The organism is Mycobacterium sp. NGS57 (assembly GCF_059812405.1).
Map to the genome: position 1 here is coordinate 290,411 of NZ_JCALCP010000007.1, position 18,635 is coordinate 309,045.

Annotated in this window: 19 protein-coding genes and 1 tRNA gene; 12 read left to right on the top strand and 8 right to left on the bottom strand. The window is 67.5% G+C overall.

The features are described from left to right. Positions 1 to 22: 22 nt before the first annotated feature. Both AC5Y43_RS15760 and AC5Y43_RS15765 read left to right on the top strand, forming a co-directional pair. Positions 23 to 997 carry a pirin family protein gene (locus AC5Y43_RS15760; RefSeq protein ID WP_499973918.1) on the top strand — a complete coding sequence of 325 codons (975 nt, stop codon included), beginning with the start codon at positions 23 to 25 and terminating at the stop codon, positions 995 to 997. Then, a complete protein-coding gene (locus AC5Y43_RS15765; protein WP_499973919.1) occupies positions 994 to 1,299 on the top strand; it encodes a GNAT family N-acetyltransferase in 306 nt (101 codons plus the stop codon). The genes AC5Y43_RS15760 and AC5Y43_RS15765 overlap by 4 nt, the downstream gene beginning before the upstream one ends. Positions 1,300 to 1,363: 64 nt before the next feature. Here the strand turns inward: AC5Y43_RS15765 and AC5Y43_RS15770 are convergent, their stop codons facing one another. The 3 genes from AC5Y43_RS15770 to AC5Y43_RS15780 form a co-directional block, all read right to left on the bottom strand. Further along, positions 1,364 to 1,843, bottom strand: a complete 480-nt coding sequence (locus tag AC5Y43_RS15770) for an Imm61 family immunity protein (protein WP_499974036.1) — start codon at positions 1,841 to 1,843, stop codon at positions 1,364 to 1,366. A 2-nt stretch (positions 1,844 to 1,845) separates the two neighbouring features. Next, complete coding sequence (locus AC5Y43_RS15775; protein WP_499974038.1) at positions 1,846 to 3,768, bottom strand: TNT domain-containing protein; 1,923 nt, start codon at positions 3,766 to 3,768, stop codon at positions 1,846 to 1,848. Positions 3,769 to 3,920: 152 nt separating this feature from the next. Next, positions 3,921 to 4,187 carry a YdeI/OmpD-associated family protein gene (locus AC5Y43_RS15780; protein ID WP_499973921.1) on the bottom strand — a complete coding sequence of 89 codons (267 nt, stop codon included), beginning with the start codon at positions 4,185 to 4,187 and terminating at the stop codon, positions 3,921 to 3,923. A gap of 38 nt (positions 4,188 to 4,225) precedes the next feature. On the opposite strand from AC5Y43_RS15780, the gene AC5Y43_RS15785 reads away from it, so the two are divergent. Further along, a complete protein-coding gene (locus AC5Y43_RS15785) occupies positions 4,226 to 4,579 on the top strand; it encodes a VOC family protein (protein WP_499973923.1) in 354 nt (117 codons plus the stop codon). Between the two features lie 171 nt (positions 4,580 to 4,750). Here AC5Y43_RS15785 and AC5Y43_RS15790 read toward each other — a convergent pair whose 3' ends face one another. Next, positions 4,751 to 5,134, bottom strand: a complete 384-nt coding sequence (locus AC5Y43_RS15790; RefSeq protein ID WP_499973925.1) for a type II toxin-antitoxin system death-on-curing family toxin — start codon at positions 5,132 to 5,134, stop codon at positions 4,751 to 4,753. A 158-nt stretch (positions 5,135 to 5,292) separates the two neighbouring features. Next, a tRNA-Leu gene (locus AC5Y43_RS15795) sits at positions 5,293 to 5,375 on the bottom strand. Between the two features lie 240 nt (positions 5,376 to 5,615). Between AC5Y43_RS15795 and AC5Y43_RS15800 the strand changes: the two genes are divergently transcribed. The 7 genes from AC5Y43_RS15800 to pknB all read left to right on the top strand — a co-directional run bounded on the left by AC5Y43_RS15800 (position 5,616) and on the right by pknB (position 15,527). Then, entirely contained in the window at positions 5,616 to 7,361 is a 1,746-nt protein-coding gene (locus tag AC5Y43_RS15800) for an FHA domain-containing protein (protein WP_499973927.1), read from the top strand. Between the two features lie 128 nt (positions 7,362 to 7,489). After that, positions 7,490 to 7,957: an FHA domain-containing protein FhaB/FipA gene (locus tag AC5Y43_RS15805; RefSeq protein WP_499974039.1), complete on the top strand. Its 468-nt coding sequence runs from the start codon at positions 7,490 to 7,492 to the stop codon at positions 7,955 to 7,957. Next, on the top strand, positions 7,954 to 9,462 hold the full coding sequence (locus AC5Y43_RS15810) for a PP2C family protein-serine/threonine phosphatase (protein ID WP_499973928.1): 1,509 nt from the start codon (positions 7,954 to 7,956) through the stop codon (positions 9,460 to 9,462). Before AC5Y43_RS15805 ends, AC5Y43_RS15810 begins: the two co-directional genes overlap by 4 nt. After that, positions 9,459 to 10,868: an FtsW/RodA/SpoVE family cell cycle protein gene (locus AC5Y43_RS15815; RefSeq protein WP_499973930.1), complete on the top strand. Its 1,410-nt coding sequence runs from the start codon at positions 9,459 to 9,461 to the stop codon at positions 10,866 to 10,868. Before AC5Y43_RS15810 ends, AC5Y43_RS15815 begins: the two co-directional genes overlap by 4 nt. Continuing rightward, positions 10,865 to 12,343, top strand: a complete 1,479-nt coding sequence (gene pbpA, locus AC5Y43_RS15820; RefSeq protein ID WP_499973931.1) for a D,D-transpeptidase PbpA — start codon at positions 10,865 to 10,867, stop codon at positions 12,341 to 12,343. The genes AC5Y43_RS15815 and pbpA overlap by 4 nt, the downstream gene beginning before the upstream one ends. Continuing rightward, positions 12,340 to 13,653 (top strand): serine/threonine-protein kinase, encoded by a 1,314-nt coding sequence (locus AC5Y43_RS15825; RefSeq protein ID WP_499973933.1) that lies wholly within the window; start codon positions 12,340 to 12,342, stop codon positions 13,651 to 13,653. The genes pbpA and AC5Y43_RS15825 overlap by 4 nt, the downstream gene beginning before the upstream one ends. Continuing rightward, complete coding sequence (pknB, locus tag AC5Y43_RS15830) at positions 13,650 to 15,527, top strand: Stk1 family PASTA domain-containing Ser/Thr kinase (RefSeq protein ID WP_499973935.1); 1,878 nt, start codon at positions 13,650 to 13,652, stop codon at positions 15,525 to 15,527. The genes AC5Y43_RS15825 and pknB overlap by 4 nt, the downstream gene beginning before the upstream one ends. Here the strand turns inward: pknB and AC5Y43_RS15835 are convergent. After that, positions 15,505 to 16,212, bottom strand: a complete 708-nt coding sequence (locus AC5Y43_RS15835) for an aminodeoxychorismate/anthranilate synthase component II (RefSeq protein WP_499973936.1) — start codon at positions 16,210 to 16,212, stop codon at positions 15,505 to 15,507. The genes pknB and AC5Y43_RS15835 overlap by 23 nt on opposite strands. 42 nt (positions 16,213 to 16,254) lie before the next feature. Continuing rightward, a complete protein-coding gene (locus tag AC5Y43_RS15840) occupies positions 16,255 to 17,016 on the bottom strand; it encodes a DUF881 domain-containing protein (protein ID WP_499973937.1) in 762 nt (253 codons plus the stop codon). A gap of 77 nt (positions 17,017 to 17,093) precedes the next feature. Between AC5Y43_RS15840 and crgA the strand changes: the two genes are divergently transcribed. Together crgA and AC5Y43_RS15850 are read left to right on the top strand one after the other, a co-directional pair. Continuing rightward, complete coding sequence (gene crgA / locus AC5Y43_RS15845; RefSeq protein ID WP_499973938.1) at positions 17,094 to 17,375, top strand: cell division protein CrgA; 282 nt, start codon at positions 17,094 to 17,096, stop codon at positions 17,373 to 17,375. 155 nt (positions 17,376 to 17,530) lie between these two features. Then, positions 17,531 to 17,956 carry a PH domain-containing protein gene (locus AC5Y43_RS15850; RefSeq protein ID WP_499973940.1) on the top strand — a complete coding sequence of 142 codons (426 nt, stop codon included), beginning with the start codon at positions 17,531 to 17,533 and terminating at the stop codon, positions 17,954 to 17,956. 12 nt (positions 17,957 to 17,968) lie between these two features. Here AC5Y43_RS15850 and AC5Y43_RS15855 read toward each other — a convergent pair whose 3' ends face one another. After that, positions 17,969 to 18,517 carry a peptidylprolyl isomerase gene (locus tag AC5Y43_RS15855; RefSeq protein WP_499973941.1) on the bottom strand — a complete coding sequence of 183 codons (549 nt, stop codon included), beginning with the start codon at positions 18,515 to 18,517 and terminating at the stop codon, positions 17,969 to 17,971. Positions 18,518 to 18,635 lie beyond the last annotated feature (118 nt).

Consider the following 18,635-nt stretch of genomic DNA (forward strand, 5'->3'; position numbering starts at 1 on the left):
CACACGGCGTAGCGTCGGGCCAGTGAGCAACCTCGAGACTGCGCCGGCCGAAGTCGCTTGCGGCGCGTCGGTTACCGCGGGCGTCGAGGTATTGCGTCCACGAGAGGTTCCGCTGGGCGGGCCCAGGGCGATCCGGGTGCAGCGCCCGCTTCCGCAACGGCAACGTTCGCTGGTGGGTGCGTGGTGTTTCATCGACCACTACGGTCCCGTGCGCGCACGCATGGACGTCCCGCCCCATCCCCACACCGGATTGCAAACCGTGAGTTGGCTATTCCGCGGGGAAGTGGAGCATCGTGACAGCGCCGGCGTCCACGCCATGGTCCGGCCCGGCGAACTTAATTTGATGACGGCCGGCACCGGCATCTGCCACTCGGAGGTGTCGGTCGAGACGAGCGACGTCCTGCACGGGGTGCAGTTGTGGGTGGCGTTACCCGACTCCGACCGCGACACCGGCCGCGATTTCGCCCACCACGCGCCCCCGGCGGCGTCGCTTCCGGGCGGCACGGCGCGCGTGTTTCTCGGCGAGCTGGGCGGCAGCCGTTCGCCGGTGCACACGTTCACACCGCTACTCGGCGCGCAGATCGACCTGGAACCGACCGCCGCGCTGGACATCGACGTCGACCCCGCTTTCGAGCACGGGGTGCTGTGCGACTTAGGGCCCGTCGCGATGGGCGAGACTAGCCTGGCGGTCGGCGACCTCGGCTACCAAGGTCCCGGAGCGCCGGCGCTGCATTTGCGCAATGTCAGTGAAGGGCCCGCCCGGGTCCTGCTGCTGGGCGGGGCCCCGTTCGGCGAAGAACTGGTGATGTGGTGGAACTTCGTCGGGCGGAGTCATGAAGACATCGTCGGCTACCGCCGACTGTGGGAGGACGCCGACGAGCGCTTCGGTGCGGTCACGGGCTACCGCGGCCGGGTCGCCCGACTACCGGCACCGCCGCTGCCGACGACCCGGCTGCGGCCTCGCTCATCACCACCGCAAAGAAAGGAACACCCATGACCGCCGACAAGACCGGCGCAGAAGCCGTCGTCACCAAGGAGGAAGGTCGGTACACTATTGCCGTCGACGGCACCACCGTCGGCCTCGCCGACTTCGCCGACCGTGGCAACCAGCGCGTCTTCCACCACACCGAGATCGACCCGGCGTACGGCGGGCGCGGCCTGGCGACCATCCTCGTCGAGGAGGCGCTCAACGGGGCTCGCGACGACGGCAAGCGCATCGTTCCCGTGTGTTCCATGGTGGCCACGGTGCTCAAGAAGCATCCCGAATTCGACGACATCACCGATCCGGTCGCGCCATAGACTTCCCAGTGGCTGCGGTCGTAACTGGAGAATGAACCGAAGACTTAGGAGATGAGGTTCTTCATCAAAGTCCTGCTGCCCTGGCGGTATTCAATAGCTCGTCTAGTGATCGTTTCATGATGTGGCTGAAAATCGTGGCATCTCCGACAACTAGAGTGGCGCAATCACCGTTAAAGTACAGTTCAATATTGCCTTTGTCTAGCTCGGCGACTTCGATTCCGGGCGCATATCCAAGCTTGTAAAGATCGGCGCCTAGCGGACCGGACGCCAGACCGGACCTAGCTAGAGTCGCCCAGTCCCAAGCGAGGTACTTCTCTACGAGGTCGAAGCTCGAAAATCGTGCCACATCATTGCGTCGCTGGCCCCGGTCATCGACGACATCGACCTGCCAATCATTGCCGCTATTGCGAAGATGGACTGCATAGTCGGCTGCCTGAAATACGATTACGCAATCGCCGCAATTTGATGACGTGGACACACCAGTCAGGCCGGCTTTGGGGGCCCACTGCAACCAGATGGTCGATAAGAGAGAAAGGTCTGCCATTTTCACCGTATCCGCCGCACCACGCCGTAACGTTCCAATTGCTCCACCGTACCATTTGTGCCGTCCGGCCTAATGATTCGGAATTGCTGCCCGCCACCGGGTTGGTGGAACCAAGGCGCTACTTTCGACTCCTCTATATGCCAACCTGGCGGTAGCGCAGATGGGTCCGCTACAACATATTGATAGAACGGCTTAACGGCGCTGTCTGGCGGTAAAGAGAGTTGTGTAAATGGAGTTCCTTCCGGTGCCAGGTATGAACCGCCGGGGTGACCGAAACGGCTCAGCACGGTACCGGGTGCGAGATCGGCGTCCGGAACGACTGTTCCGGGCACTGCGTACGGTTTGGTCGCCAAGGTGTCGTCGGGGTAGATCAGGCTGCCGTCAGGGTGGGTGAACTCCGGGCCTGGTTCAACCGGGGTGTACCCGTGGAACAGCGAATGATCCGAGGGCAGCGGCGGGGGCGGAGGGTGATCCGGCGGCAGCGGCGTCGGGCCGTCGGGGACGACCGCCGCATGCGGGCCAACGGGCGCGTGGTCGACCGGCGCGTCGCCGTGCGCAGCCGGAGGCGCGTGCTCGACCGGCGGTGGCTCGAGGGGATGGGTGCTGGGTACAGGGTCACCGCCGATGCCGGGTTCGCCACGAGGCGGCAGCGCCGCTTTAGCGATTTCCTCGCGCATCTCGGCACCGCTTAGTCCCCGGGCCAGCACATTTTCGGACGTCAGGCCCTCCAACGCTTGCCGACTGAAAAGCGTCTTCAGGCCCTGCCAGGCCGCCTCGCCGCCGGCCTTCAGTTCTGGCCCCCCGACCGCTAGCGTGATGGCGCTCCACAGCGGTTCGGGCGTCGCTTGCACCTGTCCGGGATCAAGCGTGCGCATGCCGGTCAACTTGCCGCCGGTGAAGGTGTAGTTGGTGCCGGTGGCCTGGTCGAAGAACCCGCCCGTGCCGTCTTTGAGTTGGCCGACGACTTGGACGGGCTGGCCGTTGACGTTGTAGGTGAACATGAAATGGCCGTCGGGACTGATGCTCACCGACGCGGGGTCGATGTTGTCGTAGTCGGGAATCTTGCCCAGGTCATCGAGGGCATGCGCGAGATCGGCCTTGAGTTTGGGCAACTTGGCGCTGTCGGCGTCGCCTTCGGGGGAGCCCGGGCCGTGGACATAGAGGTCGGCCATCGCCTTGTTGAGCGCCTCCTGCGCCGCGCGCACCTTGCCCATCTGGTCCACCACGGCCTGGTTCGTGACTTGCCGGATGTCCGCCATCGCACCCTGCTGGGCCGCAGACGGCGGAGACGCGCCATCGCTGTCGACGCCATGCAGGACCGCGCCGTCATACCCGTCGGCGTGAAGAGTGCTCAGCGATTGCTGAAGGCCATCGGAGTAGGCGTTGCGAATTGCGTGCAGGGCGGCCAGGGCCGTCTTGGTATCCCGCAGCGCGTCGCCTTCGCACGTGTCGATAAAGGCATGCAGCGCTTGCTTGTCCGCCGCGCTGAGGCTTTGGTCGTTCAACATCGCGACGGCCTCGCCAACCAGGTCCGAGATGACCTTCAACTGGGCATCTAAAGTGGCGATCTGCGCGGCCGCGGCTTTCTGCGCGGCGGCCAACGCCGCGGCAATGTTCTCGAGGTCCGCACCGATGTTGGGTAGCTGCAACGACTGCGCTCCCAACGATTTCGTCACCCGCTGCACTTCGTCGGAGTCGTTGATGGGATGTCCGCCATCCTGGTGATTCCAGGCGGCCTCGAAGCGGGCGCGGGCCTGTTCGAACGCGCTGTCGGCCTCCGCCGTGCACCGCCCCGCGCGATGAAAGGCCTCGGCCAGATTGGAAATCTGCGACGGGCTGCCCGACTGAAGACTTGCGTTGATCGCCCACGGATCGCCGCCGGCCTCGGCGATCAGCGCTTGCACATCGATATAGGGGAGCCCCATCACACCGCCCGCAGCTACGCAGGCCTGAGTAACCGTCCCGCGGGCTTTCGCGCCCCACACCGGTGTCCTGCCGTGACGAGCATTCCAAGCCTTTCCTGAGCTGCTCGCTACGGTACTAATTACGGCGCATCGGTCAATTCACCTCTGATGGCCTACCTGCCCGTACGCTCCCGGTGCTTGCAGCCCGGCCAGCAGCACGGGCGGCGCTTGCCTTCCTCCAGCTCCTCCTGGGTGCGGCGAATGCGCCGCTGTCGCGTCGCCTCTTGCTTGGCGTCTTCGACCCAGCAGATGAACTCGTTGCGCGCCAGCGGCGTGATGTCCTGCCAGGCGGCTAACGCCGTGGAGTTGGCGGTCAACGCCTGACGCAGATCCGACGGCAACTCGTGGACCACTCCACCGGGGATTCGGTTGCTGCTCACGGGGATAGGGTAAGGGGATCGAGCCACGGGAGGCAGCATTGAGCGACCACGAAGTGCGCATGATCGTCTTGTCGACCGACAACCTGGACGAGTCGATCCGGTTCTACAGCGAGACCCTGGGCATGCCGCTGAAGTTCCGCGACGGGGCCCATTTCGCGGCCCTCGACGGCGGCGCCGTCACCCTCGCACTGGCCACCGCGGTCGACCACCCGATCCCCGGGCAGGTGGTCGTCGGAATCAAGACCGCCGACGTCGACGCCGCGGCGAAGGCAATCGAGGCCAGTGGCGGCGGCATCGTTAAAGGCCCCTACGACGACGCCCACGAACGACGCGCCGTCGTCTACGACAACAAGGGGAACGGACTGGTCTTTTACAGTCCCCTCAGCCGCTGAAACGCTCTTGTACCAACGGCCCGCCCATGGAATGTGCTATCGCCGGCGCCATCGCATTCGTGGTCAAGTGATGCCGAAGCTCGCGGTGCGCATGCGCCGTACTAAGAGGTGGGTGTTGTAGGCCGCAACCATGTCGCTGCGCGGCGCGAAGCCGAGGATTGGTCGGCCAGACTACGCTGACTCAGCCATTGCAGATAATCGGTGGGCGATCGTGCCGACCGTGTCCAGCTCGCCGGTGGCCACAGCGATCACCAGATCGAACTTCTCGTCCTCCGTCGCCGAGATCGTGTAGCCGTTGTAGCCGTAAAACAGCCGCACGGCGACCCAGCCGAGCCGCTTGTTGCCGTCGATCAGTGCACGGTTTTTAACCAACGATTCCAATAGCGCGGCGGCCTTCTCGTGAATCGTCGGATAGGCGTCCTGTCCAAACACCGAGGCGCACGGTCTGGCGAGAGCCGATTCGAGCAGACCGAAGTCGCGGACCTGTGGTGGGCGCCCAAGATAGGCGGCAGCGGACGCCAGCAGGTCGTCGAGGTCGAGGTACTCGGTCCTCACGCGTCAGCGAGCCGCCGCAGCAGTCCGGCATCCTCCTCAAGGATCTGGGCTAGCAGAGCCGCGCGGCGCAACTCGCGGTTTTCGAGGGACTGATCGACGGCCTTGAGGGCAACGGCCTGCGTCGACAGGCCCTCGCGCGCAGCAGCTTGTACTGACTGTGGGCGAAGGGGGACTTGAACCCCCACGTCCCGAAGGACACTGGCACCTGAAGCCAGCGCGTCTGCCATTCCGCCACTCGCCCGGAAAACAACCGGTGGACCATACCACTCTAATAGCGGTGTGCCCCAATCGAGCCGGCGGGGCCTGGCGGCCGTCCGCAGCCCACACGCCACCTCTGAACTGCGCCGACGCGATTCTCAGAATTTCCACGGTGCCACTGCGTCGCGCTATCCCGATAGCATGCTGGGGTGATAGACACGCGGGCGGTTCGATTGCCTCAGGCCCGCGACACACGACGAGAGCTGCGGGCGAGCGCTGCGAAATGAGTAGCCAAAGGGGGCTCGTTCAGCGCATCGAGCGCAAGCTCGAGGCGACCGTGGACAACGCGTTCGCCCGGGTATTCGGCGGACCGGTCGTCCCCCAAGAGGTTGAAACGCTATTGCGGAGGGAAGCCGAGGACGGCGTCCGCGCGCTGCAGGGAAATCGTCTTTTGGCCCCGAACGAATACATCATTACCCTCGGTATGCACGACTTTGCGAAGGTGGGAACGGACACGGATCTCACTTCGAGCGCTTTCGCCAGGTACGTGGCCGACTATATCTACGAACAGGGGTGGCAAACGTATGGTGATGTGGTCGTCCGGTTCGAGCAGTCGTCGAGCCTGCATACCGGCCAGTACCGTGCCCGCGGTGCTGTCAACCCCGATGTCGAACCCCGCCCGCCGGTCAACCATGCCCTCCGGCCACAATCAAATGACGCGTTCGGCGCAGAACGAGGAGTAGCAGCAATGACTGACAATTCGAGCTACCACGGGGGTCAGGGGCAGGGCCGGCCCGGCGATGAGTATTACGACGACCGCTACGGGCGCCCGCAAGACGAGCAGCGTGGCGCGGATCCGCAGGGCGAACCGGATCCCCGCGGGGGTTATCCACCCGAGCAAGGCGGCCACCCGGCGCAGGGCGGCTACCCGCCCCCACGCCCGCCCGAGCAGGGCGGCTACCCCGAGCAGGGCGGCTACCCGGACCAGCGCGGCGGCTACCCCGACCAGGGCGGCTACCAGCACCAAGGCGGCTACCCCGAGCAGGGCGGCTACCCCGAGCAGGGCGGCTACCCGGAGCAGAGCGGCTACCAAGGCCAGCGCGGGGGCTACCCCGACCAGGGCGGCTACCAGGACCAGCGCGGATACCAACAGCATGGTTATCCCGACCAGGGCCGCGGCTACCCCGACCAAGGACAGGGTGGCTACCCCGACCAGCAGCAGGGCGGCGGCTACCCGCAGTCCTACGAGCAGCGCCCACCTGCGCCCAGCGGCTACGGCGGCCAAGCTTATGGCCAGAGCGGTCCGGGCGATCAGGGCTACCGCCAGGGCGGCGGTTACGGCCCGCCCGGGGCCGGGCAGCCCGGCGCCGCGCAGCAGGGCTACAGCGAATACGGCCGCGGGCCGGCTCGCCAGGACGAGGGTTCCTACGCGCCCCCGCAGGGCGCGCCCGAGCAGCAACGACCGGGCTACCCCGACCAGGGCGGGTACGACCAGGGCTACCAGCAGGGCGGGGGCTACGGCCAGCAGGAGTACGGCCAGGGTGACTACACCCAGTACGCCGAGAGCGTCCCGGGGGGTGGGTACGCCCCGCAGGGCGGCGGATACGCCGAAACCGCACACCGCGAGTACGACTACGGCCAGCCGCCCGACTACGGCCAGCCCGCCGACTACGGCTCAGCCGACTACGGCCAGCAGGCCGGCGGATACGGGGGCTACGGCCAGGGCGGCTACGCGGCCGCCGGAACCACGGTGACCCTGCAACTCGACGACGGCAGCGGCCGGACCTACCAGTTGCGCGACGGCTCCAACATCATCGGACGCGGCCAGGACGCGCAGTTCCGGCTGCCCGACACGGGCGTGTCGCGGCGTCACCTGGAGATCCGCTGGGACGGCCAGGTGGCACTGCTTTCCGACCTCAACTCGACCAACGGCACCACCGTCAATAACTCACCGGTACAGGAGTGGCAGTTGGCCGACGGCGACGTAATCCGCTTGGGCCACTCGGAGATCATCGTTCGCATCCACTAGACGCACCGGGCCCAAAGCTGCCGTGCTTCGCCCCGCGTCGACGCCCGTCCAAGTATCGTGACGTTGCTGATGTGCTCGGTGTCACGGGTACGACGAGGGGTGCGGCGCCAGGACGGAAAGGACGCCAGATGCAGGGATTGGTACTGCAGCTGACGCGAGCCGGATTTTTGATGTTGTTATGGGTGTTCATCTGGTCGGTGCTGCGGATCCTTCGGACCGACATCTACGCCCCCACCGGCGCCGTTATGGTCCGCCGGGGGCTGGCCTTGCGCGGCACCCTGTTACCGGCACGCCAGCGTCGCCACGCCGCACGCTATCTGGTGGTGACCGAGGGGGCGCTGACCGGCGCCCGCATCACACTCAGCGGTCAGCCGGTGCTGATCGGACGCGCTGACGACTCGACCCTGGTGCTCACCGACGACTACGCCTCGACACGGCATGCGCGGCTTTCTCAGCGCGGGTCGGAGTGGTACGTCGAAGATCTAGGATCGACCAACGGCACTTACCTCGACAGGGCGAAGGTGACGACTGCGGTAAGGGTTCCTCTCGGAACGCCGGTTCGAATCGGCAAAACGGCGATCGAGTTGCGCCCGTGAGCCTGGTCCTGCGCTACGCCGCCCGCAGCGATCGCGGCCTGGTACGCACCAACAACGAAGACTCCGTGTACGCCGGGGCGCGTCTGCTGGCGTTGGCCGACGGCATGGGCGGTCACGCCGCCGGCGAGGTGGCCTCGCAGTTGGTGATCGCCGCGCTGGCCCACCTCGACGACGACGAGCCCGGAGGCGACCTGCTCGCCAAGCTCGACTCGGCGGTGCGCGCCGGAAACGCGGCCATCGCCGCGCAGGTCGAGATGGAGCCCGACCTCGAGGGGATGGGCACCACGCTGACCGCAATCCTGTTCGACGGCAACCGGATTGGAATGGTGCACATCGGCGACTCGCGTGGCTACCTGCTGCGCGACGGCGAGCTCGCCCAGATCACCAAGGACGACACGTTCGTCCAAACCCTGGTCGACGAAGGGCGGATCACCCGCGAGGAGGCGCACAGCCACCCGCAGCGGTCGTTGATCATGCGGGCGCTGACGGGCCACGAGGTCGAGCCCACCCTGACCATGCGCGAAGCCCGCGCCGGCGACCGGTACCTGCTGTGCTCCGACGGCTTGTCCGATCCGGTCAGCGACGAAACCATCCAAGAAGCGTTGCAGATCCCCGACGTGGCCGAAAGCGCCTATCGCCTCATCGAATTGGCGCTGCGCGGCGGCGGTCCCGACAACGTCACCGTGGTGGTCGCCGACGTCGTCGACTACGACTACGGCCAGACACAGCCGATCCTGGCCGGCGCGGTCTCCGGTGAAGAAGACCAGCTGACCCTGCCCAACACCTCCGCCGGACGCGCGTCGGCGATCCGGCCCCGCGACGAGGTCACCAAACGCGTTCCGCCACAAGAGGAGCCGCCGAAGCGCCCGCGGTGGCCACGGCGGCGGATGGCGCTCGTCGCCACGCTGGTGGTGCTGCTGGTGCTCGCGGGTCTGGGCATCGGCCGGGCCATCATCCGGAGCAATTACTACGTCGCCGAATACAACGGCATGGTGTCGATCCTGCGCGGGATACAAGGATCCCTGCTGGGCATGTCCCTGCACGAGCCGTATTTGATCGGCTGCCTGAACGCCCGCAACGACCTGTCCCTGATCAGCTCCAGCCAGACCGGCACTCATCTCGAATGCCGCCTGATGCAACTGCAGGATCTGCGCCCGCCCGAACGCGCTCAGGTCCAGGCGGGGCTGCCGGCCGGCACCCTGGACAACGCCATCGCGCAGTTGCGCGAATTGTCGGCCAACTCCCTGCTGCCGCCGTGTCCGCCGCCGCGCGCCACGTCCCCGCCCGCCTCGCCCGCGCCGCCCGCCCCGGCGGGCACCAGTGAGCCGAAATCCCCAGCGCCCCCGACCTCTCCGACCTCCTCCAGCGTCGCCCCGCCCAGCAGCACCACCGCAAGCACCGCGCCAACCGCGCCCGCGACCACGTCACCGTCTCCCACCCAGACGCTGACGACACTCCCGCCAGCCCCCCTGAAGCCAGGCATCGACTGCCGGGCGGTGGCATGACCACACAAGTCCAGCCGCCGGTGGCGGTCACTCCTCCGCTGCCCACCCGGCGCAATGCCGAACTGCTACTGCTGGGCTTTGCCGCGCTGATCACCGTCGCCGCGTTGCTCATCGTCCAGGCCAACCAGGACCGCGACCTGCGCTGGAACCTGGTCACTTACGGGCTGATCTTCACTGCCATGTTCGGCAGCGCGCACTTGGCCGTCCGGAGGTTTGCGCCCTACACCGATCCGCTGCTGTTGCCAATTGTGGCTCTGCTCAACGGACTTGGGTTGGTGATGATCCACCGGCTCGATCTCGTCAGCAACGAGCTGGGTGGCCATCGTCATCCCAGCGCCACCCAGCAGCTGCTGTGGACCGTGGTCGGGGTGGCCGCCTTCGCGTTGGTCGTCACGTTCTTGAAAGACCACCGCCAACTCGCGCGCTACGGCTACATCTGTGGCATCGCGGGCCTGGTTTTTCTGGCGATCCCGGCGCTGCTGCCGGCATCCCTGTCCGAGCAGAACGGCGCGAAGATCTGGATTCGCTTGCCGGGCTTCTCGATTCAGCCGGCCGAATTTTCCAAGATCCTGTTGCTGATTTTCTTCTCGGCGGTGCTGATCGCCAGGCGAAGGCTGTTCACCAGCGTCGGCAAGCACGTCATGGGCATGACGCTGCCGCGCCCCCGGGATCTGGCCCCGCTGCTGGCGGCGTGGGTGATCTCGGTCGGCGTGATGGTCTTCGAGAAGGACCTCGGCACGTCGTTGTTGCTCTACGCGTCGTTCCTGGTGGTGGTCTACCTCGCCACCCAGCGCTTCAGTTGGGTCGTCATCGGGCTGGTGCTGTTCGCCGCGGCAAGCGCCGCGGCGTATTTCCTTTTCGACCACGTCCGCGTTCGGGTGCAAATGTGGTGGGACCCGTTCTCCGATCCCGACGGCAACGGCTACCAGCTGGTGCAGGCGATGTTCAGCTTCGCGACGGGCGGCATCTTCGGCACCGGTCTGGGCAACGGCCAGCCCGACACCGTTCCGGCGGCCTCGACCGACTTCATCATCGCCGCGTTCGGCGAAGAACTCGGCCTGGTGGGCCTGGCGGCACTGCTGATGCTGTACACGATCGTCATCGTCCGCGGCCTGCGCACGGCGATCGCCACCCGCGAGAGCTTCGGCAAGCTGCTGGCCGCCGGTCTGTCGTCGACGCTGGCCATCCAGCTGTTCATCGTCGTCGGAGGCGTCACGCGGGTGATCCCGCTGACCGGGCTGACCACACCGTGGATGTCGTACGGCGGGTCGTCGTTGCTGGCCAACTACATCCTGCTGGCCATCCTGGCGCGGATCTCGCACAGCGCCCGGCGCCCCCTGCGCACCCGCGCGCGCAACCCGTCGCCGATCGCGGCGGCCGGCACCGACGTGATCGAGCGGGTATGAACGCCTCTCTCCGCCGGATCTCGGTCACCGTGATGGCGTTGGTGGTGCTGCTGTTGCTCAACGCGACGATGACCCAGGTCTTCGCCGCCCAGGGGCTGCGGGCCGACCCGCGCAACCAGCGGGTGCTGCTCGACGAGTACTCGCGCCAGCGCGGCCAGATCATCGCGGGCGGTCAGCTGCTGGCCTACTCGGTGGCCACCGACAGCCGATTCCGTTTCCTGCGGGTCTATCCCGACCCCGCCGCGTACGCCCCGGTGACCGGTTTCTATTCGCTGCGCTATTCGAGCACGGGCCTGGAACGCACCGAGGACCCGCTGTTGAACGGGTCCGACGAGCGCCTGTTCGGGCGCCGGCTGGCCGACTTTTTCACCGGCCGCGATCCGCGCGGCGGCAACGTCGACACCACGCTCGTCCCGCGCGTCCAGCAGGCCGGCTGGGATGCGATGCAACAGGGCTGCGGCGGACCGCCGTGCAAGGGCGCCGTCGTCGCGCTGGAACCGTCGACCGGCAAGATTCTGGCCATGGTGTCGTCGCCGTCCTACGACCCCAACCTGCTGGCGTCGCACGATCCCGCTGTGCAGGCGCGGGCCTGGCAGCAACTTCGCGACGACCCGGACAACCCGCTGACCAACCGGGCCATCTCGGAGACGTATCCGCCGGGTTCGACGTTCAAGGTGATCACCACCGCGGCGGCGCTGCAGGCCGGCGCGACCGAAACCGAGAAGTTGACCGCGGCGCCCTCCATTCCCCTGCCGGGCAGCACCGCCACCCTGCAGAACTACGGCGGCGCGCCGTGCGGCACCGAGCCCACGGTGTCGCTCAGCCAGGCGTTCGCCCAGTCGTGCAACACGGCATTCGTTCAGCTGGGCCTGCAGACCGGCGCCGACGCGCTGCGCAGCATGGCGCGCTCGTTCGGGCTGGACAGCACGCCCAGCGTCATTCCGCTGCAGGTCGCCGAATCCACGGTCGGGGTCATCCCCGACGCCGCCGCGCTGGGGATGTCGAGCATCGGCCAAAAGGACGTCGCCCTGACCCCGCTGGAAAACGCCGAGGTCGCCGCGACCGTCGCGAACGCCGGGGTGACGATGCAGCCCTACCTGATCGACAGCCTCAAGGGACCCGACCTTTCCAACATCAGCACCACCGCGCCCTACCAGCAGCGCCGCGCGGTGTCACCGCAGGTCGCCGCTAAGCTAACAGAGCTGATGGTCGGCGCCGAGAAGGTCGCACAGCAGAAAGGGGCGATTCCCGGCGTGCAGATTGCATCCAAGACGGGTACCGCAGAGCATGGCACCGACCCACGTCATACTCCGCCGCACGCGTGGTACATCGCGTTCGCGCCCGCGCAGACGCCGAAGGTTGCCGTGGCGGTGCTGGTGGAGAACGGCGCCAACGAGCTGTCCGCGACCGGGGGCGCGCTCGCCGCGCCGATCGGGCGGGCGGTGATCGAGGCCGCGCTACAGGGAGGACCATGAGCCCGCGAGTTGGTGTGACGCTGTCAGGCCGGTACCGCCTGCAGCGTCTGATCGCCACCGGTGGCATGGGCCAAGTCTGGGAGGCCGTGGACAGCCGGCTGGGCCGGCGCGTCGCGGTCAAGGTGCTCAAGCAGGAGTTCTCCCAGGACCCCGAGTTCATCGAGCGGTTCCGCGCCGAGGCGCGCACCACCGCGATGCTCAACCACCCGGGCATCGCCGCCGTGCACGACTACGGTGAGAGCCAGCTCGACGGCGAGGGGCGCACCGCCTACCTGGTGATGGAGCTGGTCAACGGCGAACCGTTGAATTCGGTCCTCAAACGCACCGGGCGGCTGTCGCTGCGGCACGCGCTGGACATGCTCGAGCAGACCGGGCGGGCCCTTCAGGTCGCGCACGCCGCCGGCCTGGTGCACCGCGACGTCAAACCGGGCAACATCCTGATCACCCCGACCGGCCAGGTGAAGATCACCGACTTCGGCATCGCCAAGGCGGTCGACGCCGCGCCGGTGACCCAGACCGGGATGGTGATGGGAACCGCCCAATACATCGCTCCCGAACAGGCGCTGGGCCACGACGCGACCCCGGCCAGCGACGTCTATTCGCTGGGAGTCGTTGGCTACGAGGTGGTTTCGGGCAAGCGCCCGTTCACCGGCGACGGCGCGTTGACGGTGGCGATGAAACACATCAAGGAGCCCCCGCCGCCGCTGCCCGCCGAACTGCCGCCGAACGTGCGGGAACTCATCGAGATCACCCTCGTCAAGAATCCGCAGATGCGCTACCGGAGCGGGGGACCGTTCGCCGATGCCGTCGCCGCGGTGCGCGCGGGGCGCCGGCCGCCGCGGCCCAGCCAGTCGCCTCCCCCGGGTCGCGCCTCGCCGGCGGCCATCCCGTCCAGCCCGCACGCCAGGGCCACCGCGGTCGGGCCGAGTCGCGCCCCGGCCACCCGCCGGTCCGGTCCGTCCACCGGGCGTTCCCGGCCCCCGGCCCGGCGCACGTTCTCGTCGGGCCAGCGCGCGCTGCTGTGGGCCGCCGGGGTCCTGGGCGCGCTGGCGATCTTGATCGCGGTGATCATCGTCATCAATTCCCGCGGGGACAATCAGCAGCAGCCGCCGATGGTCACCGACACCGGGCCCCCGCCGGCGACCGCGCCGGCGAGCAAGACGCCCGGTGGGGCCGCGCCACGTCTGCGCCTGGATTGGACGGATCGCGGGAGCATAGGTAATTCTGGACTTCAGAGCGAGCCGCATGGACACGGCTGGGCCCCCTTCAGGCCCGGCGCATCGCCGGCTCGACACGAGACACCGCGATGACAACCCCGCAGCACCTGTCCGACCGCTATGAGCTCGGCGAGATCCTCGGTTTCGGGGGCATGTCCGAAGTTCATCTGGCCCGCGACGTCCGTTTGCACCGCGACGTCGCGGTGAAGGTGCTGCGCGCCGACCTGGCCCGTGATCCCAGCTTCTATCTGCGTTTCCGCCGCGAGGCGCAAAACGCCGCGGCGCTGAACCACCCGTCGATCGTGGCGGTCTACGACACCGGCGAGGCGGAAACACCGACCGGTCCGCTGCCGTACATCGTCATGGAGTACGTCGACGGCGTCACCCTGCGCGACATCGTGCACACCGACGGACCGATGCCGCCCCGGCGCGCCATCGAGATCATCGCCGACGCCTGCCAGGCGCTGAACTTCAGTCACCAAAACGGCATCATCCACCGCGACGTCAAGCCGGCCAACATCATGATCAGCACCACCAACGCGGTCAAGGTGATGGACTTCGGCATCGCCCGCGCGATCGCCGACAGCGGCAACAGCGTCACCCAGACCGCCGCCGTAATCGGGACCGCGCAGTACCTGTCGCCCGAACAGGCCCGCGGCGACTCCGTCGACGCCCGCTCCGACGTCTACTCGTTGGGCTGTGTGCTCTACGAAATCCTCACCGGCGAACCGCCTTTCACCGGTGACTCGCCCGTCGCGGTCGCTTACCAGCACGTGCGCGAAGATCCCGTGCCGCCGTCGAAGCGGCACGAGGGCATCTCCGCCGACCTGGACGCCGTCGTCCTCAAGGCGCTGGCCAAGAATCCTGACAACCGCTACCAGACCGCCGCGGAGATGCGCGCGGACCTGGTGCGGGTGCACAACGGCGAGACACCCGAGGCGCCCAAGGTGCTCACCGACGCCGAACGCAGCTCGTACCTGTCGTCCACCGCGCCCAGCCACGGGCCGCGCACCGACCCGTTGCCGCGCCAGAACTTCGACGACGCCGACACCGATCGGCCCGGTGGTTCCATCGGCCGCTGGGTGGTCGCCGTCGCCGTGCTGGCGGTGCTGACGATCGTCGTCGTGATCGCGTTCAACACGTTCGGCGGCAGCACCCGCGACGTTCAGGTGCCCGACATGCGCGGCCAGGTGTCCGCCGACGCGATCGCCACGCTGCAAAACCATGGCTTCAAGACGCGCACGCTGCAGAAGCCGGACTCGACGGTGCCGCCGGATCACGTCATCAGCACCGACCCGGCCGCCAACGCGTCCGTCAGCGCCGGCGACGAGATCACCATCAACGTCTCCACCGGCCCCGAACAGCGGGAGTTGCCCGACGTCTCCTCGCTCAGCTACACCGACGCGGTCAACAAGCTCAAGGCCGCGGGGTTCAGCAAGTTCAAGACCGCGAACTCGCCATCCACCCCGGAGTTGCTGGGCAAGGTCATCGGGACCAACCCACCGGCCAACCAGACGTCGGCCATTACCAACGTGATCACCGTCATCGTCGGCTCCGGGCCGGAAACCAAACAGGTCCCCGACGTCGCCGGTCAGACCGTCGACGTCGCGGAGAAGAACCTGACCGTCTACGGGTTCACCAAGTTCAGCCAGACCCAGGTCGACAGCTCCAAGCCGGCCGGCGAAGTGATCGGCACCAATCCGCCCAAGGGCCAAACGGTTCCGGTGGACTCGGTGATCGAGATCCAGGTCTCCAAGGGCAACCAGTTCACCATGCCCGACCTGTCCGGCATGTTCTGGGCGGACGCCGAGCCGCGGCTACGCGCGCTGGGCTGGACGGGGGTGCTGGACAAGGGCGCCGACGTCGACGCCGGGGGCTCCCAGTCCCACCGGGTGGTCTATCAGAACCCGGCGCCGGGCGCCGGCTGCAACCGCGACGGCATCATCACGCTGAAGTTCGGCCAGTAGCCGCCGCATCCTCCGAAACATACGGTCCGACCGCGGCGCGGACCTCGTTCTCCAGCCGGCGCACCAGCGTGTCGTCGCGCGTCCAGCCGCAACAGGCGAGCCAGTTGGCCAGCATCCGGTGCCCTCCCTCGGTCAGGATCGACTCCGGGTGGAACTGGACGCCGTGGATCGGCAGCTCGCGGTGGCGCACGCCCATGATCACGCCGCTTTGGGTGCGCGCGGTGACCTCCAGCGCCGCCGGCAAGGACTCCGGCAGAATCGTCAGGGAGTGGTAGCGGGTCGCGGTGAACGGATCCGGAAGTCCTTGCAGCACACCGATGTTGGTGTGAAATACGCTGCTGGTCTTGCCGTGCAGCAGCTCGGGTGCGCGGTCCACGGTGGCGCCGAACGCCACGCCGATGGCCTGGTGTCCCAGGCAGACCCCGAGCAGGGGGGTGCGCTTTTCGGCGCACGCGCGGACCAGGCCGATCGAGGCCCCCGCGCGTTCCGGGGTGCCCGGCCCCGGGCTGAGCAGGACGCCGTCGAATTGCGCGGCGACGGCGGCATGCTGATCGGATGGGTCGGGCGACCCGGACAGGCGGGCGTCGTCGTTGCGCCAGACGTCGGCGTCGACGCCGAGCTGCCCGAGGTACTGCACGAGGTTGAACACGAAGCTGTCGTAGTTGTCGACAACCAGGATCCGCATCGTGTCAGGGTACCGGTCCGGCCCGGGGCACAGATGCGCCGCTCAGTACCCGACCGGCCCGGCGGGCTGCGCGAAGTGCGTCCGCGCCGGCTCGGACCGGCCGACGACCTGCACGTCGGGTTTGACCTCTTCGTGATAGCCCAGGCCGAATCGGACCACGTACTGCTTGTAGAGGACGACCAGGGGAGCGGCGGTCAGCGCGGCCTGCATGGCCGGCGCGTCGCCGATCGCGGTGATCACGTACGGCGGGCTGTAGGTGCGGCCGTTGAGCAGCAGCGTGTTGCCCACGCAGCGCGGCACCGAGGTCGCGATGATCCGCTGGTCCTGCATCTGGATCGCTTCCGCGCCGGCGCTCCACAGCGCGTTGAGGACGGCCTGGATGTCCTGCTGGTGCACCACCAGGTCGTCGGGCGACGCATCGCGCGGGAAGCGGCCGTTGGCGTCGCGCTGTGCGTCCTGAAGGGTGACCACCAGCCCGGGACCGTGGACCGGGTCCATTCCCGCCTCGGCGGCCAACTCGGCCGAACGCCGCAGCATCGCCGCCAGCGCGGCGTCCGACGAGTGGCCGTGCGCCGAATCGATCCTCTTGGCCAGCTCGTCGCGTTCGGCGCTGAGGCGATCGACCGACGACTGTGCCTCGCGGACCAGGTCGACCAGGCGCGGTGCGTCGCTGCGGCGGATCTCGGCGCCGCCGGACACCCCGTGCGTCGCCGCGAGCAGCAACCCCGCCAGCAGGCACACCAAGGGGACGCCGAAGCGCCACGGCGAACGGCGCGGGTTCGGCGGGCCGGGCGGGTCCTTCACTGGCGCTCCATTTCCTGGTCACGGTGCCAGGTGGGTTAGTCTCGTAGCGTAATTGCCGCGACACCCCCGAGGTAACCGTGCCCAAATCCAAGGTCCGCAAGAAGAACGACTTCGCCGTCAGCTCGGTCAGCCGTACGCCGGTGAAGGTGAAGGTCGGGCCGTCCAGCGTGTGGTTCGTGTGTTTGTTCGTCGGCCTCATGCTGATCGGGCTCGTCTGGCTGATGGTGTTTCAGCTGGCCGCGGTCGGAAGCCAGGCTCCGGCCGCCCTGAACTGGATGGCGCAACTGGGCCCATGGAACTACGCGATCGCGTTCGCTTTCATGATCACCGGGTTGTTGCTCACGATGCGCTGGCACTGACCCGGATCCCTGCGGTAATGAATTCATCTTGGGGTCCGCTTGTAACTGGTTCAGCAACGTTGCGGGCGGCCAATCACACGCGTGTTATTTATCCCCACTGTTGATAGCGCTTGTGGATAACCGCATCGGCAGTGGTGGAAGGGGCTAGCCGGCCCATGCAGCAAACACATTGGGCGCCGCCGGCGGCGGGAATCGCTGGTTGCGGGGTCGTCGGTGTCTTGATGGCTACCGCCTCTGTGACCGTGGTCACAGACGCGCCGGCCCGCATTTTGGCGGGCATTGCCGCCGCGGGTCTGATCTTGTTTGCGGGCATGACGTGGCGCGCTCGCCCCAAACTGGCAATTACCCCCGGCGGTTTGGTGCTGCGCGGCTGGTTCAGAACGCAGGTATTGCAGCACTCCGACATCAAGATCATCCGGATCACCGAGTTCCGTCGCCATGCGCGGACGATGCGGTTGCTCGAAGTCGAATCGGTCGAAGGCGGGCTGGTGGTCCTCTCCCGTTGGGACCTCGGGACCGACCCGCTGACGGTGCTCGATGCGCTCACGGCCGCCGGCTACGCGGGCGGTAAGAAGCGCTGACCGGAAGCCGCGCTAGGAGATCGTGATCGACTCGATGACGACCGGCTCGGCCGGCCGGTCGTTGCCGTCGGTCGCCGTCGTCGCGATCGCGTCGACGACCTTTTGCGAATCGGGGTCGGTCACCTCGCCGAAGATCGTGTGCCGCCGGTTCAGGTGGGGAGTGTTGGCCACGGTGATGAAGAACTGCGACCCGTTGGTGCCCGGGCCGGCATTGGCCATCGCCAGCAGGTAGGGCTTGTCGAATTGCAGTTCGGGGTGGAACTCGTCGGCGAATTTGTACCCCGGACCGCCGCGGCCGGTGCCGGTCGGGTCGCCGCCCTGGATCATGAAGCCCGTGATCACCCGGTGGAAGACCGCGCCGTCGTAGAAGGGGCCCGACGGGCCGCCCGACGCGTTCTGGGTCGAGTACTCCTTGGTGCCCTGGGCCAGGCCGACGAAGTTGGCGACGGTCTTGGGGGCGTGGTTTCCGAACAGGGCGACCTTGATGTCTCCGCGGTTGGTGTGCAGCGTTGCGGTGGCGGTCTGAATGGGGCTGTTAGTCACGGGCCTAGAGTCTGCCATCACGCGCGGGCATGCCCGCACTCGGTACCGAAACACGGGCGCGCACAATGGGCGCGGACGTGGCCCGCTGAAGTCAGTCTGATGGCAGTCTGATGAGGCACCGGACGAGCGGCACGGA

Coding starts and splice junctions, on each gene's coding strand:
- AC5Y43_RS15765 (WP_499973919.1), top strand. CDS start 994: ATGACCGCCGACAAGACCGGCGCAGAAGCCGTCGTCACCAAGGAGGAA.
- AC5Y43_RS15800 (WP_499973927.1), top strand. CDS start 5,616: ATGAGTAGCCAAAGGGGGCTCGTTCAGCGCATCGAGCGCAAGCTCGAG.
- AC5Y43_RS15835 (WP_499973936.1), bottom strand. CDS start 16,212: ATGCGGATCCTGGTTGTCGACAACTACGACAGCTTCGTGTTCAACCTC.
- AC5Y43_RS15815 (WP_499973930.1), top strand. CDS start 9,459: ATGACCACACAAGTCCAGCCGCCGGTGGCGGTCACTCCTCCGCTGCCC.
- AC5Y43_RS15850 (WP_499973940.1), top strand. CDS start 17,531: ATGCAGCAAACACATTGGGCGCCGCCGGCGGCGGGAATCGCTGGTTGC.
- AC5Y43_RS15855 (WP_499973941.1), bottom strand. CDS start 18,517: ATGGCAGACTCTAGGCCCGTGACTAACAGCCCCATTCAGACCGCCACC.
- pbpA (WP_499973931.1), top strand. CDS start 10,865: ATGAACGCCTCTCTCCGCCGGATCTCGGTCACCGTGATGGCGTTGGTG.
- AC5Y43_RS15775 (WP_499974038.1), bottom strand. CDS start 3,768: ATGGGGCTCCCCTATATCGATGTGCAAGCGCTGATCGCCGAGGCCGGC.
- AC5Y43_RS15770 (WP_499974036.1), bottom strand. CDS start 1,843: ATGGCAGACCTTTCTCTCTTATCGACCATCTGGTTGCAGTGGGCCCCC.
- AC5Y43_RS15805 (WP_499974039.1), top strand. CDS start 7,490: ATGCAGGGATTGGTACTGCAGCTGACGCGAGCCGGATTTTTGATGTTG.
- pknB (WP_499973935.1), top strand. CDS start 13,650: ATGACAACCCCGCAGCACCTGTCCGACCGCTATGAGCTCGGCGAGATC.
- AC5Y43_RS15825 (WP_499973933.1), top strand. CDS start 12,340: ATGAGCCCGCGAGTTGGTGTGACGCTGTCAGGCCGGTACCGCCTGCAG.